This is a genomic window from Marinobacter sp. S6332 (assembly GCF_023016045.1).
Taxonomy (GTDB): Bacteria; Pseudomonadota; Gammaproteobacteria; order Pseudomonadales; family Oleiphilaceae; genus Marinobacter.
Genome location: NZ_JALKAP010000005.1, coordinates 105,572 through 122,711, shown reverse-complemented (window position 1 = coordinate 122,711; position 17,140 = coordinate 105,572). Strand labels below are relative to the sequence as shown.

General features: G+C 52.4%; 13 protein-coding genes. 4 read left to right on the top strand and 9 right to left on the bottom strand.

The window, feature by feature from the left end; translation table 11 throughout:
• The first annotated feature begins 204 nt into the window (after positions 1-204).
• Positions 205-771 (top strand): hypothetical protein, encoded by a 567-nt coding sequence (locus MWU62_RS09095; RefSeq protein WP_348645640.1) that lies wholly within the window; start codon positions 205-207, stop codon positions 769-771.
• 163 nt (positions 772-934) lie between these two features.
• Here MWU62_RS09095 and MWU62_RS09090 read toward each other — a convergent pair whose 3' ends face one another.
• Both MWU62_RS09090 and MWU62_RS09085 read right to left on the bottom strand, forming a co-directional pair.
• Positions 935-1,876 (bottom strand): DUF6160 family protein, encoded by a 942-nt coding sequence (locus MWU62_RS09090; protein WP_247114555.1) that lies wholly within the window; start codon positions 1,874-1,876, stop codon positions 935-937.
• A 216-nt stretch (positions 1,877-2,092) separates the two neighbouring features.
• Positions 2,093-2,587 carry a hypothetical protein gene (locus MWU62_RS09085; protein WP_247114554.1) on the bottom strand — a complete coding sequence of 165 codons (495 nt, stop codon included), beginning with the start codon at positions 2,585-2,587 and terminating at the stop codon, positions 2,093-2,095.
• A 251-nt stretch (positions 2,588-2,838) separates the two neighbouring features.
• Here MWU62_RS09085 and pabB point away from each other — a divergent pair, with 251 nt between their 5' ends.
• Complete coding sequence (gene pabB / locus MWU62_RS09080) at positions 2,839-4,233, top strand: aminodeoxychorismate synthase component I (RefSeq protein ID WP_247114553.1); 1,395 nt, start codon at positions 2,839-2,841, stop codon at positions 4,231-4,233.
• A gap of 58 nt (positions 4,234-4,291) precedes the next feature.
• Here the strand turns inward: pabB and thrH are convergent, their stop codons facing one another.
• Positions 4,292-4,906, bottom strand: a complete 615-nt coding sequence (thrH, locus tag MWU62_RS09075) for a bifunctional phosphoserine phosphatase/homoserine phosphotransferase ThrH (protein WP_247114552.1) — start codon at positions 4,904-4,906, stop codon at positions 4,292-4,294.
• 241 nt (positions 4,907-5,147) lie between these two features.
• On the opposite strand from thrH, the gene MWU62_RS09070 reads away from it, so the two are divergent.
• On the top strand, positions 5,148-5,870 hold the full coding sequence (locus MWU62_RS09070) for a phosphoadenylyl-sulfate reductase (protein ID WP_247114551.1): 723 nt from the start codon (positions 5,148-5,150) through the stop codon (positions 5,868-5,870).
• Positions 5,871-5,909: 39 nt separating this feature from the next.
• On the opposite strand, the gene cysB is transcribed toward MWU62_RS09070, so the two are convergent.
• A complete protein-coding gene (gene cysB / locus MWU62_RS09065; protein ID WP_216009012.1) occupies positions 5,910-6,887 on the bottom strand; it encodes an HTH-type transcriptional regulator CysB in 978 nt (325 codons plus the stop codon).
• A gap of 254 nt (positions 6,888-7,141) precedes the next feature.
• On the opposite strand from cysB, the gene MWU62_RS09060 reads away from it, so the two are divergent.
• Positions 7,142-9,907: a LuxR C-terminal-related transcriptional regulator gene (locus MWU62_RS09060; RefSeq protein ID WP_247114550.1), complete on the top strand. Its 2,766-nt coding sequence runs from the start codon at positions 7,142-7,144 to the stop codon at positions 9,905-9,907.
• 261 nt (positions 9,908-10,168) lie between these two features.
• Here the strand turns inward: MWU62_RS09060 and dinG are convergent, their stop codons facing one another.
• The 5 genes from dinG to MWU62_RS09035 form a co-directional block, all read right to left on the bottom strand.
• A complete protein-coding gene (gene dinG, locus MWU62_RS09055; RefSeq protein WP_247114549.1) occupies positions 10,169-12,367 on the bottom strand; it encodes an ATP-dependent DNA helicase DinG in 2,199 nt (732 codons plus the stop codon).
• Positions 12,367-13,056: a general secretion pathway protein GspB gene (locus tag MWU62_RS09050; protein ID WP_247114548.1), complete on the bottom strand. Its 690-nt coding sequence runs from the start codon at positions 13,054-13,056 to the stop codon at positions 12,367-12,369. The genes dinG and MWU62_RS09050 overlap by 1 nt, the downstream gene beginning before the upstream one ends.
• A gap of 3 nt (positions 13,057-13,059) precedes the next feature.
• Positions 13,060-14,715 (bottom strand): AAA family ATPase, encoded by a 1,656-nt coding sequence (locus MWU62_RS09045; RefSeq protein WP_247114547.1) that lies wholly within the window; start codon positions 14,713-14,715, stop codon positions 13,060-13,062.
• A 100-nt stretch (positions 14,716-14,815) separates the two neighbouring features.
• Entirely contained in the window at positions 14,816-16,306 is a 1,491-nt protein-coding gene (locus MWU62_RS09040) for a DUF3336 domain-containing protein (protein WP_247114546.1), read from the bottom strand.
• Positions 16,307-16,335: 29 nt separating this feature from the next.
• Positions 16,336-17,124: a VacJ family lipoprotein gene (locus MWU62_RS09035; RefSeq protein WP_247114545.1), complete on the bottom strand. Its 789-nt coding sequence runs from the start codon at positions 17,122-17,124 to the stop codon at positions 16,336-16,338.
• Positions 17,125-17,140 lie beyond the last annotated feature (16 nt).

Below are 17,140 nucleotides of genomic sequence, written 5' to 3'. Positions count from 1 at the left end.
ACTGCTTGATAGAGAGATGCGTACTGATTGCTGTAACCTCAGACACGCCTCGTACCTGAGTTTATCGCAGCAAGAGGCCAGATTATGAAACACCTGAACCTGCCAGGCGGGCACTATCCCCGCGTGGCCAGTCTTATTAGAAGTACTAATAAAAGCACCACCCCTATCGCAGCGGCCATTGCCGCGACACTTGCAGCAGCTGCGATGCCGGCGCTTGGGGGCGTCCAGACCATGACTTCCGATGAAATGGTCGACACCTACGTTAAAGATTCTGCGGTTATTGTCGTACCCAGAGAAGGCCGTAAATCGGAAGCCGACCGCCAGCGTATCATCCGCGCTCTTACCATTTCCCCTGGTGAGCCGGTTGTTACAGAAGCAGAAGAAGAAGCCTACCGCGAAGGCCTGCAACGGCTTACCGAAGAAGGCCAATCGGACGCACTGGTTAGCGCTGAAGAAGAATTCCTGCGCCGGGCACTGCTGCTCCCTCAGGAAGAACTGGCAAGAGCTCAGCCGCCTGCAGACTTCACGCCGAACCTTCCACCGCTGATCTTTGGTCAGCAGATGCAGATTCCGGATGAACCATTCACCCAATCGTTTCTTAACGATCAGCTGGGTATTGGCTTTGACGGGCAGAACCTGAACTTCTCCATTGGTAACCCGCCGGGGATTGATCAGATTCATCTTCCACAAGGGATTAATGAAGGGCCGATTCAACTAACGCCAAGGCCAGGTGGTGGGTTTGATCTTTCTATCAGGGTGCCTGATCAGTAAATAGTACTTTACCTTATGCAGACTTAAACAAAACGGCAGCTTGTACTCGCAAGCTGCCGTTTTTTATTGCTTTTCATACTACCCTGTTCTTTTATTTGTTTTCCAGAAACGAAAAACGCCCCGCAGAGCGGGGCGTTTTAACACTACTTGTGTTCAGGTCAGATTAGTGACCGTATACCACTAGCTTGGTGTCTGTGATTGCAACATTTTTCAATGCTACAGAACCAATCGACAGATCCGGCGATGTACCAGCAGTGCTACTACCAACCAAGATGTCACCAACAGTGATATCAAGGTATACGTTATTTACATCAATATTAAGCGCTTCTTCGACACCGGCAGCTTTTGCTCCGCCGCTGTAGACATCTACATCCAAGAATGCATAACCGGCAGCGAGATAGGCATCGGCCATCGGATTACCAGTCGTTCCGTTACCAGGCAAAGAGCCCGAGATCGCCAGATCACGGATACCGACACTTAAAAAGTCAACATCCAAATCCATCTTCGCGACGTTGAAAGCGGCTGTTAATTCAAGTGCACCGGTACCTGCTTTTTGGCCAGCCGCAAACTTATCATTGTTGCGAACCGCGATATCCAACTTAGCCAAGTAACCGTAACCAGTCATTCCTGAAATCAGAGTGGTTTCTGTGCCGGTTGAAGATCTCAGCTTCATTTCACCGATATCGACGCCCCAGTCAATTGGAAGCATGACAGGGTTACCCTGTGGGTCTTTGCTACCGCTATCAGTAAGACCGGCCACGTGGATAATGGCATCGCCATTTGCAGCAACATCGATTTCAATCGCCAGATCGTCTAACAGGCTGGCATCTCTGTTGATCAGATCGGTGCCACCACCAACTGCGGCACCACCAATGGTGATATCACTCACTACAAAGGAGCCACCTTCAGTCTCGTTACCATAACCATCGGTATCAGTGTAGCTGAACTCACCAATATTAACTTTGGTCTCAAGCTCAATCGTTACACCAGCCTGGCCAGTGACATTACCCATGGCACTATCGTCCAGGGCTTGCATGTCGGCATGAGCAACGAATGGAGCAGCGGCAATCGCGGTTGCCAGAGCAATTTTTTTCAGGCCTTTCATAACGTTCTCCTTTACTGAACAAATTATTTTTGTTTCTCGTACAGACGGTTTGGTTTACTTTTGTATCTGCACGGTTAAAGTGTACGTCAGAGGTTACGGTATGTTCCGTGATCCCTTTCACAGTAACCGATAATTAGATTGTCAGACATTAACGATTTACTGGGGGCCTTCAATCTGACACTGCCCAAGCAGTGACAGTGTCACCAGGAACTGACCTTAAGAGTCGCTCTTCTTACTTTCGTAAAACCACTCAAAAGGTTTTTTATGGCCGACTGGCTCACCCCACATGATTTCTCCGCCCGAAAGCTCATACCCCACTACCTTATGGCCGGAAACACCAACCATATGTTCGTGTTCGATGACCAAGACGGTCGTTGTGTCAGTCTCACTTAGTTGTCCCGAATAGAGAATTGCTGCGGCAACAATCTTCTTGCGTTGAGCCACAGATTTTATCGCAGCACGATACATCATCAGCTTTACGGAAGGCGGTGCTCCAACCGCTTGCTCATCCATGTTAATCCGCTTTACGGTTTTTCCATCTTTCATCAACATCCAGGCCGCAGGCTGGGCATCCCCAGATTCAAGTAACTCGGCCTGATACTCATCTGTTGATTGCGAAATCAAACGAACAAGCTGTGCTTGAGCAATGGCAATAACAGTAGCCACTTGCTTTTTCATGTCCTCATTGTCACTGGTGGAGTCTGCAGCCATTGTTGCGGAGTTTACCCCGCAAAGGCCAACGGCCAATATAAATCCAACCGTTAACATTCGAATACAGCGCTTAGTATGATGCATAGCTTATCCACTTTGTTTTGCTGGTTACCAAAATACGAACTGAAAGTCGGGTAAAATACGATCTGCCCGATCTCTCGCCGCGATACATTAGATCAGTGCGCGTATTGATTGGACAACGCTCGTTTTGTGCAGCATGTATCATTCTTCCAATTTTTAACGGAGGCAGTTTGGCCCTTCCACTTTGTCAGCCCCTATCCCGACAGCAGTACGAAACACTTTGCAGTCACGCCTCGCGCCAGGATGACTTCGTGTTTCTCGGTAGTCGATCCCAAGCCGGGGAGCGAGGTGCTGCTCAAGGGTTCTCTAGCCATGCAACTGAACAAATTGTGTTAAACGCTGCAGAAGGCGAAGGAATCGATACTCATGGGCTCGCTGAGGAAATGGATGGCCTCAAGGTTCCTTACGCTCTGCATCACATAAATCAGTCTCAACACACTAGCCCGTTTACGGGCGGTTGGATTGGCCATATATCTTATGAGTTCGGCTATGTGCGCGAGGCAAGTCTCAGACGCCTATTGACCGAGCAACCCTTTCCAGTGCTCTTTGCCGGACTGTATCTATGGTTCGCCAGTGAAGACCTAAACTCAGGCAATTGTTTTCTTTGGGTGCACCCGCGGATTTGCGATAAACAGAAAGACAGGCTGTCAGGCTGGCTAAAGGTTGCCGACGCTCGCAATCAGCATACCTTCACCATCACTCGACCATTCAAGGCTACCCAGAGCTCAGATTCATTTCGAACCAAAATTGAAGAGGTGCGACATTACATTGACGCGGGGGACTGTTATCAGGTCAACCTTTCGCAGTCGTTCGAAGGCGGGTTCAAAGGCAGCCCGTGGGCGGGGTTTCATGCCTTAAGTCAAGCAAACCCCACGCCCTACGCCGCTTACCTCAGGCATCAGGACCACTCAGTTGTCTCGGTGTCACCCGAAAGGTTCTTGCACATCCAAAACGGTGAAATCAAGACCAGTCCGATCAAAGGCACTCGGCCGCGGGGAGGTACACCAGAACAGGACTCTGCCTTAGCCCAGGAATTAACGGAATCCGAGAAAGATCGAGCCGAAAACCTGATGATTGTGGATTTGTTACGCAATGACTTGGGCGTGAATGCAAAACCCGGAAGCGTGAAGGTCGACAAGCTTTTTGCCCTGGAATCCTATAAAAACGTCCACCACCTTGTCAGCCACATTCGCGCTGAACTGGCCGAGGGCATTTCGCCACTCAAAGCCTTTTTCGATGCCTTCCCGGGCGGATCCATTACTGGTGCGCCCAAAATCCGTGCCATGGAGATCATCCGAGAGCTTGAGCCCCACTGGCGCGGCCCCTATTGCGGATCCATTTTTTATTACGGACTGGATGGCACCCTGGACAGCAACATTGCCATCCGCACCATGCTTTGCGAGAAAGAAGGAACGGATGAAGCCGGCGTGGAGCACGGCACCATTCGATGCTGGGGCGGAGGCGGGATCGTTGCGGATTCCGACCCCGAAAGCGAATACCAGGAAACCCTCACCAAAGTGAAACCGCTGATGGATTTCCTTGAGAATCTGAACCAGAGCGACTGACTGCCACTCCGGTTCAATAGCTCCTACACATGAAGGCCTTAGTTAGCGTAGTGTGCTATCAAACGCTATGAACGGCACTCGCCTTCAGGAATTCCTTCTTCAGCTCCTCAAACTCCTGCACAGCCGGGTACTGAGGGAACTCGTCAATCACATTCTGGGGTGCGTGGAATAGAATGCCTGCTTCAGCCTGCCCCAGCATCGTGGTGTCGTTGTAGGAATCCCCTGTTGCGATTACGCGATAGTTTAGCAACTGGAAGGCACGCACCGACTGTCGCTTAGGGTCTCTCTGACGCAGCAGGTAGTTGGTAATCTGGCCGTTGTCTGCTACTTCCAGCTTGTGGCACAGCAACGCCGGGTACCCCAGCTTTTTCATCAAAGGCATGGCGAATTCGTAGAAGGTGTCAGACAGAATCACCACCTGAAACCGCTCGCGCAACCAATCCAGAAACTCCCGTGCACACGGTAGTGGGTCTAGTGTACTGATGACCTCCTGAATGGCTGGCAGACCGTAGCCATGCTCATCCAGAATACGTAGCCGCTGCTTCATCAGAACATCGTAATCAGGAATGTCGCGGGTGGTCGCCTTGAGCTCTTCAATACCGGTTTTTTCTGCAAATGCGATCCAGATTTCCGGGATCAATACACCTTCAAGGTCAAGACATGCCAGTTCCACAGTAATCTCCTGATTCAATGTTGCGAGTAAGAATTCTCAAAAGGAGCAAGGCCCGCTCCCCTTTTATAGACGCGGTATCATAAGAAAAACACGCAAAGAATGCATCGTACATTGCAACAAAACAAGGGATTTACAGCCCAAAACCTCCCGATCCGGCATAACCATATAGATTGTCATTACTTCATGGAATTAGGCATTTAATGCTAACCTGCCACCAAATACGCATCAGGTAGTGATTTTTATGAGCAATATCCACGATCTACAGAGCGAACTGGCTGGCGAAAGCCCACGGGGCATTCTGAAGGCTGCCTTAAAACGCTATAACAACATCGCTATTTCTTTCAGTGGCGCCGAAGACGTGGTGCTCATCGAAATGGCACACAAGCTGACAGATAACCTAAAGGTGTTCACTCTCGATACCGGCCGCCTGCATCCGGAAACCTATGAGTTTGTTGAGAGCGTTCGCAAGCATTATGGCATCGACATCGAGGTACTTTTCCCGGATACCGGCGAAGTTCAAGATCTGGTGAACAAAAAGGGACTGTTCAGCTTTTACGAGGACGGCCACAGCGAGTGTTGCGGTATTCGCAAGGTAAACCCTCTCAAGCGCAAGCTTGCAGGTGTCGATGCCTGGATTACCGGCCAGCGTAAAGACCAGAGCCCGGGTACCCGCAACGAGGTTCCGGTTGTCCAGGAGGATGCAACCTTCTCCGGCCCGGATAGAGCATTAGTAAAGTTCAACCCACTGGCCAATTGGACATCAAAAGAAGTTTGGGACTACATCCGCATGTCAGAAGCTCCCTACAACAAGCTACATGAAAAGGGCTTTGTCAGTATTGGATGCCAACCCTGCACTCGCCCGGTGTTGCCCGGGCAGCACGAACGGGAAGGCCGCTGGTGGTGGGAAGAAGCTACCCAGAAAGAATGTGGCCTGCATGCGGGCAACCTGATCGCCCGCCAGTAAATACGTTTGGCAATTGAGGCTACGTGGAATGCCGACCGTTTAAAAGGTCGGCAGTTCAACGTCTTTAAACAAAGCTTCGATTTCACTGCGATTGCTCTGGAGCGCCACGGCCTCATCAACCGTTTCTTTGGTTAGGTGGGGAGCAAAGCGCTGGATAAACTCGTACATGTAACCGCGTAAGAAAGTGCCCTTGCGGAAACCAATCCGCGTAACACTTGGGCTGAACAGCTTCTTCGCGTCCAGAGCGACCAAATCCGGATCGGCTTTGGGATCAAACGCCATGCTGGCGATTATTCCAACGCCTAGACCCAAGCGCACATAGGTTTTGATAACGTCGGCATCCGCCGCTGTAAACACCACTTTTGGCGTTAACCCTTTCGTTTTAAACGCCTCATCCAGCTTCGACCGCCCGGTGAAGCCAAACACATAAGTTACCAGCGGGTACTCAGACAAAGCCTCCAGAGTCAGCTCTGGCAACTGCGTAAGCGGGTGGTCTTTGGGCACTATCACCGTGCGATTCCACCGGTAACAGGGCATCATAATAAGGTCGTTAAACAACTCCATAGCTTCTGTTGCAATGGCGAAATCAACGGCACCGTTTGCAGCCATTTCAGATATTTGCATGGGCGTGCCCTGATGCATATGCAAAGACACATCGGGGTAGGATTCAATAAAGCCACTGATCACAGGCGGGAGAGCGTAGCGCGCTTGGGTATGGGTGGTGGCAATGCTCAAGTCGCCCTTACGTTGATTACTAAACTCCTGAGCAATCTTTTTAATCCCCTCAGCACGGCGTAGAATTTCTCCGGCCTCGCGAACGATGATTTCGCCACCCGGGGTGATGCGAGTAAGGTGTTTTCCGCTACGGGCGAAAATCTCAAGCCCTAACTCGTCTTCCAGAAGCCGAATTTGTTTGGAAATACCCGGCTGAGATGTGAAAAGGCTCTGAGCGGTTGCCGACACATTGAGATCATGGTGCGCAACTTCCCAAATATAGCGCAACTGTTGTAGTTTCATTGACTCTGTGGCTCCCTGAATGTCCGACCTTGGGCGGGCTGCATGTGGATGTAAGCGGGCAAACAAGGATCAAGAATACGCATAAAAGGCCCACTTTTCATTCTTTTTTAATATAGATGAACTCTTTGATTCAGTTTAGACCAAAATTGCATATCCGCAGCCTAAAACACCCCGTTTGTTTCTGCAGCCATTGACTTGCAGGAGACAAAGCACACAATTCGACATTATTCTTTTACTCGGTTCGCAGGACACCAATGCTGTTAACAACCAAATTCCTCAGGCCCGCCTCTGATTCAAGAGCCGTGCAGCGTGAACGGCTAAGCTCGCTGTTGGCGCCAGGCCACCCAAAGCGCTTGAACCTCGTAGTAGCGCCAGCAGGATTCGGTAAAACAACGCTGGTAAGCCAATGGTGCTCGCGCACCAGTGGGCCAATTGCATGGCTATCTCTGGATGAGCACGACGACGACCCCCAGCGCTTTTGGCAGTATGTTGCAAGCGCATTCGAGCACGCGGGCCTTACCGGTTTAGAGCCGTGCCATAAAAGCCTTTCTAGCAATACTGACGACAGTCTAAGCAGCGCCATAACCGCACTGGTGAATGCACTGGCAACAGATGGCAGCCCATGGATTTTGGTGCTGGATGACTTCCAGTTTGCTGCCAACGACCGGATTCATCGTCAGTTCGGGTACTTTATTGATTACCTGCCTGCGGGGGTTACCGTTACTTTGGTCTCCCGCACGGAACCTCCCCTGCCTTTGGCCCGCTGGCGCGTGCGCCGCTGGCTGCAGGAAATTCACCCGGCATTGCTGGCTTTTTCCGAAGACGAATGCAGGGAGTTTTTTCACGACACCATGGGGCTTAGCATTTCAGAGAAGGATGTGCAGGCTATCTGCCGCCGCACAGAGGGTTGGGTTGCAGCTATGCAGCTGTCTGCACTTTCCGGAAGTGACAGCGGTTTGGAACAAAACAATCCCGCCACTGATTCAAACAGCCCAGAGGCTGCCCTCAGCATCAATGAGCGGCACATTAGTGATTATGTCCTTAGCGAGGTGTTGGACAAACAGCCAGAAGAAACGGTGGCCTTTCTTCTGGACACCTCGTGCTGCCCCCGTTTGTGCGCCTCTTTGTGTGACACCCTTCGAGACACAAACGACAGTCAGGAAAAGCTGGAGAACCTCCTGTCACAGCATCTATTCCTGATTCCTCTGGATAATCACAATGAATGGTTCCGTTATCACGATTTGTTTCGTGATGCTTTGCTACAGAGAATCCGTCACGCCGACCCGGAGCGTGCTCACTTCCTCTGGCAACGGGCAGTGGAATGGTTGCTAACCCATGGGCAGGTTCAGGGAGCCATCGCCCAAATTGTGCAGGAAAAAGACTGGCCATGGTTGGCAAAGGTTCTCGCAACCCACGGTAACAACCTGATTCACGGAGGCTACCACCTACCGGTTCTAAACTGGCTCGATGCGTTGCCCGTAGAGCAGGTCGAGGAAAGCGCCCAATTACAGATGTTGCGTGTATGGGGGCATTTTTTTGCAAACCGGCTTAATAATCTTGAACCCTTACTCGCCAATATTGAAGACTTGCTTGACCGCCACGTTGCCGACTCTGCCCCGGATGCTGAGGGTGCGCTTGGCCTGCAGAGCGAAGTATCTCTTGTGCGCTCCTACCTTGCCCGCTCCCGCAGCGATGATAAAAGCGCCAGCGACCTAACCAAACAAGTTCTAGCAGACATAGACCACACGCGAATTCCGCTGAAATCGGTAACCTATTACGGCATTGGATTGGACGATTATGGCAAAGGCGACCTACCCGGTGCGGAGAACACGCTTAAATCCGCCGTGCATTACGGACAGGTTGAACGTAAACCAAGCACCGTTCTCTCCAGCGGAGGCCTGCTGGCTTGGATACAGTACAACCGCGGCGATATGGATCTCGCTCTGGACACGTGCACCGAGGTGCGCAAGTGGGTTGACCAGCATTACTCAGACCCGAGCCAACCTAGGCTAATCTCGTGCTGGCTTAGCGCCGCACTGACCGAGATTTTTCGGGAGCGTAATCAGCTTGGGGATGCAGCCGCCCACCTCGAGCCTTTGCTGGAGCATGTGAATAAAGGCGCTGAACCTGGGCAGCACATTATTATTCAGCATGTTCGCGGACACCTCGCCTTCAGCGGCGGCCGCTATCAAGAGGCCATAGGTTATCTTGAAGATGCCGAGCAAGTGGGACGAAAGCGCAGGGAACATATTGTATTTGAACCGCCCGCCAGCTCTGCTCTGCTAGCCCGTTGTTTTCTGGCAGAGGGCCAACCCGGCGAGGCCCGGCGGATTCTGGAGTCGGTCGAAAGCCAAACCATTACCAACCCGCTGAACCGAGAGCAAAATAGCATCAGCTACGCCCGGCTGCTGGTGGCCGAGGGCAAGCCCGAACAAGCGCTGGAGATTTTGGAAGCGCTTATATCAGACGCCAAGCGAAATGAGCATAACCGGCACATGGTAGAAGCGCTGCTGGTGTCCGGCGAAGCTTTGGCGCAGCTACATCGTGATAAAGAGTGTCAGGAACGACTGGCGCTTGCGGTTGGCATGGCTGCCGAGGCAGGCTTTTTGAGACTATTTGCCGAGGAAAGCCCTCAGTTGCAGGGGCTTTTGCTTGCATCCGCCACGTCGAAAAACGGCGGCAGCTGGCATACAAACCTAACCGACATGCTCTTGAGCCCGAAAACTGAAAGTGCGAGTGACGAAAAAGAGCAAACAGCTGCACCAACTACCCAGCCTAACCAGCGTCAGGCCATGACAGACGATTCAGTCAGAAAGCTCTCAGAGCCTCTTAGCCAACGTGAGCTAGAGGTGCTGGAACTCATTAACGCTGGGTATTCGAACAAGGATATAGCGGCCAGAATGGGCGTGGCACCTGCAACAGTAAAAGCGCACATAAGAAATCTATATGGCAAACTCGATGTGGGTAGAAGAACAGAAGCGCTTGTCCGGGCACGGGAACTGGGCATCCTCACGCGGTAAAGTGCGCGCGTTTTGTGACGCACATCACACTTTTTCGGAAATTATTACCCGGGCTACGCCCTTTGGACGATTCGGCTACGCCCCCTACTCCCTTATTATTGTTTCCACGGTGAGGCAAGCCCTCACTACTGATTTCTGAAACTTCAGGCCTTCAGACTTCTTATTGCGTTTTATCTCTACGCACGGGTTCTTTCAGAACCCTTTGTAAAAGCCAGCCCACGGGCTGGCTTCTTTTTTTCCGCTTTTACCTTTCAGCTTTTCTCAACGCTCAATAATACGCCGGAACGGTGGTAACGAATCCAACAGCAATTGCCCGTAGCGTCTGGCGACAATGCGACGATCAAGAATGCTTACTCTGCCCGTATCCTCTTCCGTTCGCAGCAGCCTACCCACCGCTTGCACCAACTTAATGGACGCATCCGGCACGGTAATCTCCATAAAGGGATTACCACCACGCTGACTTATCCATTCAGCCAAACCAGCTTCAATGGGGTCGTCTGGAACCGAGAAGGGTAACCGGGTAATCACCACGTGGTGCAGGTACTTGCCGGGTAAATCGATACCCTCTGCAAAGCTGGCCACGCCAAACAAAACGCTGGCCCTGCCTTCATCAATGCGGCTCCTGTGTTGGCGCAGCACTTCACCCCGGGACATGTCGTCCTGCGTAATAATCAGGTCTGGATATTCCGGCGCCAGTGCATCTCGCAGTTGGTGCATCTGCCGGCGAGAGGTAAACAACACGAGTGTTGCGGTTTCACCAGCCCATACGTGCGGTAAACGTTTAATCAGCTCGTCAGCAAAACCGTCATCGGTAGGCATACATGCCATGGACGGCACTTCAACCGTGGCCATTTCTGCGTAACGGAAGGAACTGGGCACAACCAGTAAACGGCTTGCTTCCGGCAATCCGGCTCTGGCCTGAAGCCGGTCAAAACGGCCAAGCGCTGTCAGTGTGGCACTGGTAAGCACGGCGCCGTAGGCTCGTGACCAAAGCCTTGAATAAAGCAGGTTATTAGCCAGCACTGGCGAACTATACAAAGTAATATCTTCTGCATGATCCCAGCGCTGCCGCACGCTCCAACGGGCAGGAGGGGGGCTTTTGTGTGATGGGCTTTGCGGTTTGGGGTCACTGTTGGCTTGCTCGCTGTCTTCAGCCACCTTCGGGCCGCCAATCTGTTCGGTCCAAGCTGTCCAAAGTCGTAACTGGTCCTCGGAACGGCTATGAAAGGCGCCAATTACCGGGTACCAGGCTTCTGCCGTATCTCGGTCAATTTCATGCTGCTTTCGTTCATCAAACGCACCTTGCAACTCATCGGCTAGCGCGCCCAAATGGCGCACCAGATTCGCGGTGGCAATACGGCTTTCAGCCGCCAGTTCAGCCAAGGCCTCCGGCAATTCACCTTCTGGATAACGCCACTGGGCTGAGCGCCGCTCTTCATTAAACTCCCACCCGGTATTCTGTTCCGCTTCTTCGTAAACGCGGGCCAATACCAAGTCTACATCGCGAGAAGCCGTGCTGATTCGGTCAACCGTTTTAGCGGCTTGAGTGGCGGGCGCAAAATAGGGCTGCATTTTGGCAAGCGCCTGAGATAACTGCTTAAGCCACTGCCGGGTAGAGTTCAGCGGGACAGCCGCCGCGAAATGGTTCAACGCCTTGTCTGGCAGGTGGTGGGCTTCATCGAAGATAAACAACGCGTTTTCAGGCTCTGGCAAGATAGCACCACCACCCAAAGCCAGATCGGCCAGAACAAGGTCGTGGTTTGCCACAACTATATCTACTTCATCCAAGTCCTTTCTGGCATCAAAAAATGCGCAGCTGTCGAAGTAACTGCAGTGCCGGTTAGTACATTGGCGATGATCGGTCGTTACCTGCCGCCAAATTTCGTCGGGTATCTGCTCCGGCCAGTGGTCTCTATCTCCATCCCACTTGCGGGAACCATAGCTTGCCAGCATTTCCTCAAAGAATGCCCGGGTGCCGGGCTCTTCTGTGCCGGGGCTATCCAGAAGAAAAAGCGGCATGGTATCGCTGTCGCCGTTGCCCTCGTCGTGCAACCGGGATTCCAAACGGGACATACATAGATACCGGCCCCGGCCTTTGGCCAGCGTCCAGCTAAAATCCATCTTGCTGTGTTTTTTCAGGTCCGGAAGATCTTTCAGAACAATCTGGTCTTGCAGCGCTACCGTAGCAGTTGAAATCACCAAGGTTTTTCCCAGCGCCCGGGCCACGGGAATCGATGCTATCAAATAGGCCAGAGTTTTACCGGTACCTGTTCCTGCTTCAACCACACAAGCCGCTGGAGGCGAGGTACGCTGGCCATCGTTTTCGGTGATCTCGCCCATGTATTTGGCAATTTCGGCAATCATTAAGCGCTGACCGTAGCGGGCACGCACGCCCTTGCCTGCTAATACTTCCCGGTAACTTTGCTGGATTTGCTGTTTTATGTCCTCGGTTAATGCCATCAGCGCGGGCTCACCCAGTCGCGAACAACACCCATGCGGAAGGTTCTACCTTGTTTACTGAGGACAACGCCATTTTCTGTGACCTCTTCTACCGTAATACCGGAGAAGGATTCACCTTGGCTAAGATAGTGGCCATTGATCATCACCCGGCTGGCGTAGGGGTCTGTTGAATAGATATGGCTGTTGAACATCAAGTCGGGAATACTCTTCTGAAAGGAAAGGGGTAACTCTACCAAATGCGGAACTCGTGGCCTGGCGCCACTCTGGCTAACAGCGGGCGTCGACCGCTCCGGGCGCAGCGACGGCGTAATAATAGTAGGCCGCTCGCGGACAGGCTCTATTATCGGCTCTGCCACCGGTTCCGGTTGCTGGGCAAGGATGGACTCTTGCGCGGGCACGAATTCAGGCTTTGGCTCGGGCTTTGGTTCAGGCTTAGCAGCAAGAACAGGGCTGGTTGCTTCACTTGCAGGCACTTGCGTTGATTCGAGCTCTGGTTTTGTTCGTTCCGGCCAGAACACGACCGCCAATACTCCGGCGTTTACCATTAGCGCCAGCGCTACCCAAACCACGGGCGACGTTCGCCGTTTCTTGGGGCGATGTATCAGTTGCACCTGTTGCCCGAGGTCCGGCGCTTTGCCCTGACGGCGCTCTGTTTCCGATTTCCTGAGAGCATCAAGAATATAGGACATAGTCTATCCCTTGCCTTCGGGCTTTGTGCCCACAAGTCGAGGACCCTCTGCATTAAGATCGTTGTTGATCTGAATAACCGTCATGGCACCCGAAATGCCATCAACGGTTAGCCCCCGTAACGACTGGTACCAACGCACCTGTTGTTGGGCAGACATACGCTTGATTCTAGCGGCGTCGGCGGGCGACTCACCGTAGGTATCTGCAAGCTCCATCATGCGAACCCCAATCCAAAGTTCCTCGCCCGCAACATCGTTTTCATCTACACGGGTATTCACATAATCCGGCAATTGCCATAACACCCGGTACTCACCAAACCAAAAAGATTCGAGACTGGAAAACGACACGCTAACCAAGCCTTCAGGCAAAGCAATTTGAGCAACATCGCCATCAATATGCCGCAACACTGCGTAGCCTCGATTACCCGCCTCATCTTGCAGCATCAACATGGCTGGCCTGTTGAGAAATTCCAGACTTCGCCGGCTACCTTGTCGCTCTAAACAATCAAGGCCGGAAGCACGGGCAAACTCACAGGCAATAGGCGATTCTAGAGGGCTGTAGGCAAGACCCCATATATCAAACAACTCGCGGAAGGCAGCGGTCAAGCTCAATGCTTGTTCAGAGAACCTGAAAGGGCTTAGGTTTGGTGCTTTGGCAGGAGGGGTATCGTCACGCTGCACAGTTCCAACCAGCTCTACCGGCGCTGCGTCTACCTGCGTTATCACATCCGGTGTCGACCATTGCTGGTATACCCAAAAGGTAGTGATGATCGCCAATAGTAGAGAGGCGGCGAGCACAAGATAGCGGGACAAGTCTGGTTTTAAAACCGTGCCGGAAGGCTTCGGCCCTATGTTTTTATTGCCCGCAACTTCTTTTGCAGCCTGCCGTATGTGGGCGGCAGTTACCTCGTGTTCCCCTTCTGCGTAGGCGCCAAGCAGAGCACGGTCACTAATTAGGTTGATCAGACGAGGTATACCATTACTCAAACGGTATAGCTTGCGAACAGCGGCAGGCGCAAATACATCACCGCGCATACCCGCAACCCCAAGCCGATAGCTTAGGTATAGCGGTAGCTCGTCACTACTGATGGCATCCAGATGATACCGAGCAGTTACCCGCTGGTTTAGCTGGCGCAGCTTAGACAACGCGAGTATTTGCTGTAATTCTGGTTGACCCAGCAACACAATTTGAAGAAGCTTTTTTTCTGCGGTCTCAAGATTGGTTAAAAGACGAAGCTGCTCAAGCACATCTGCAGACAGGTTCTGGGCTTCGTCGATCATCAAAACCTTATGCCGCCCCGCCGCATGAGCTTTCAGCAGGTTCTGGTTTATCAGATCCACCATCTGTTTGATGGTGGCCCCCGAAGGGTGGGCAATCTCCAACTCATCGCAAATAGCGGAGAGCAATTCCCGGGCAGATAGCCTGGGATTGAGAATCAGGGCAATGTCTACATGAGCCGGAGCATTTTCTATAAAACAGCGGCTAACAGTGGTTTTACCGGTGCCAACTTCTCCGGTAATAACAATAAAGCCGCCCTGCCCCTGAACGCCATACATTAGGTGCGCAAGCGCCTCTTTGTGGCGTTCACTCAAATAAAGGTAGCGGGGATCTGGCGCAATAGAGAACGGCGGTTCTCTGAAGCCGAAGAAGTCGTAATACATGGGCGTCCAGTCTAATACTCAGGCGCCGGGCTGATCGGCCAATTACCGGGCCAGGCTCTTTAGCAGCGTATCATACCGCCCGCCTCGCGGGCCTGTCATCTCAGGATGTTCCGGAATCGGCACTGTTTATCAGCCTGAGATCCGCAACACTACGACGATTTTGCTGTTTCAGGCGCCGCACACAGCGCTCTAAGGTTTTGGAGATGCGTGCATGGGAGCGAATCATGGAGATTTTTGGCCAGGTTGCACGTTCACCCGCCAAGGTCATCTCGCGCACGTACTCCGGCTTGGGGTCAGCTAGCATTCGGCTGTAGTCTTTAAAACCATAGGTAGGCGCAATGGTTACGTCACCTGAATACCGCTGGGCCATGATGGTATACATTTGACCCGAGATTTGCCGAAGCATTTCCGGGCGGGCACGTTTGCGAAGGTAATCGAATACTCCCCTACCATGGAACTGTATCTCGGATTTCAGAAGGTGCATTGGCAAGTTGGCCAAGGACAGCTTCTCATCCTTACCCCGGTCGTTCAGAAAAGGAACAACGTGGGGGTTGGTTTGGCTTACGATGGTGAAATTCACATCGTAAAGATGCATCAAGCGCTCAATGGGTAGGTCGCTGACAACGGACCCATCCACAAATTTGAGCCTGGGCATATACGGCAACGCCTGCCCTTGAAGGTCCTTTTTCATCAAGGTAACCGGCGGGAAAATACCGGGCACCGCTGCGCTGGCCAGAGCTGCACTCCACACCATCAAATAGGGTGATGTATAACCGGATAACAACCGCGCCTTTTGATGCGCCTGCACCGGTGAGACACTCATGTTTATCGAGCGCCCCGTGCGTTGGTAGGCCTCTTCAAACGTGTACTCGCCAATATTGGTTCTCAGGCATGAGCGCAGCTGTTCCTGATCCATCAAGCCTTCACCGCGCATGGCACTGAGCAGGCCGCGCCATTTCCAGGCGCTCAGATTATGGTTTTCCGGAACCAACATCTCGGGAATTTCAGCATCTGTGTGAACGCCCAACATACCGGCAACTATGGCACCTACACTTGAACCTGTAACAACCTGAGGCAGCAGCCCGCGTTCCCAAAGGGCTTTGATAACCCCAAAATGAAACATTCCCAAGCTGGCACCGCCGCTCAACAGGAGCGTTGGCCGGCCATAGCTGGTAAGGGTGTCGCGAAAAAACTGTAGCTTATCGGCCACGGGAAAATCAGGGATCGGCTGATCACATAGAAAATCCAGAGCTTCGCAGGCCTGAGCAATGTATTCCTCAATCAGGTGCTTGGTACCAACCCGCGAACGGGTATATAGAGCGGGGTTCCCCATGTTACCAAGATCATGATGAAGACCTTCGCGCAGCGCCCGTTTAAGACGCTCAAAATCGTTCTGCTGACGATACTGCTTGATGCTGCTGAGGCGGTCATACAGCAACTCGTAATGGTAATGCTCGGAGGCAAAATCTTCTTTCCATTCGGCGTTGCCTTCAAGAAAATCCAACTCTAAAGCTGCGGCCTTCCACACCTCGTAATTCGGTGCCTCGGCCAGCATTTTGCGGAATTTATGGATCTTTGGATCTGTAAGCACCGCGTGTCTCCCTTGAATGGCGATATGACTCAGAAGTCATCCAGCATTAGATCGTCATTATCGTCACTGGCAAACGGGTCTTTGGTTACCTTGCCATCGTTAATCAAAAACTCTCTTCGTTGCAGGAAGGCATTGCGAACGAACGTGTAAGCGTCTCCGGAAATAAAACCCTCTGCAGGTATTAAATCGGCGCGCTTGTCCACAACTTGAAGCCCTCTTGCATAGTAAGTTTCAGGGCTATGGACGTCATCCCAGGCAGATGGGAACACAAAGCCGTCTGTACCCAAACCCGTTAGATGCCGGGGGCTGGATGGCCCAAGAAACGGCAACATGAGGTAGGGGCCGGAGCCAGCACCCCAGTAACCAAGAGTCTGGCCGAAATCTTCAGGCCTTTCCGGCAAATCAAATGCTGTTGCAACATCGAACAAACCACCAAGGCCGAACACTGTGTTGAAAGTGAACCGACCAAATGCAACAACAGCGGACTCCCCCTTCAGTTGAAGCACGCTGTTGGTGAAGTTCCGAATCTCGGAGAGGTTGTTGAAAAAGTTAGTGATAGCGCGATCGGCAAAGTCTGGCACCACCGTGCGATAGGTCTTTGCTACGGGCTTCAACGCCCAACGGTCAATGCTGTCGTTGAAACTGTAAACCTTTCGGTTCCAATTTTCATACGGGTCCTGCGGATTGACCGTGGGTGCGCTCTCGGGGACAGGCTCTGGTGCGTTCTGAGCCAAAGCGGGCGCTGCTGAAAAAATCACTGCCAACATGACCGTGAGCGGCATGGCAACAAGCCAGCCCCGGGGTGAAAATTTTGTCATGCTCAACTCTTGGGTT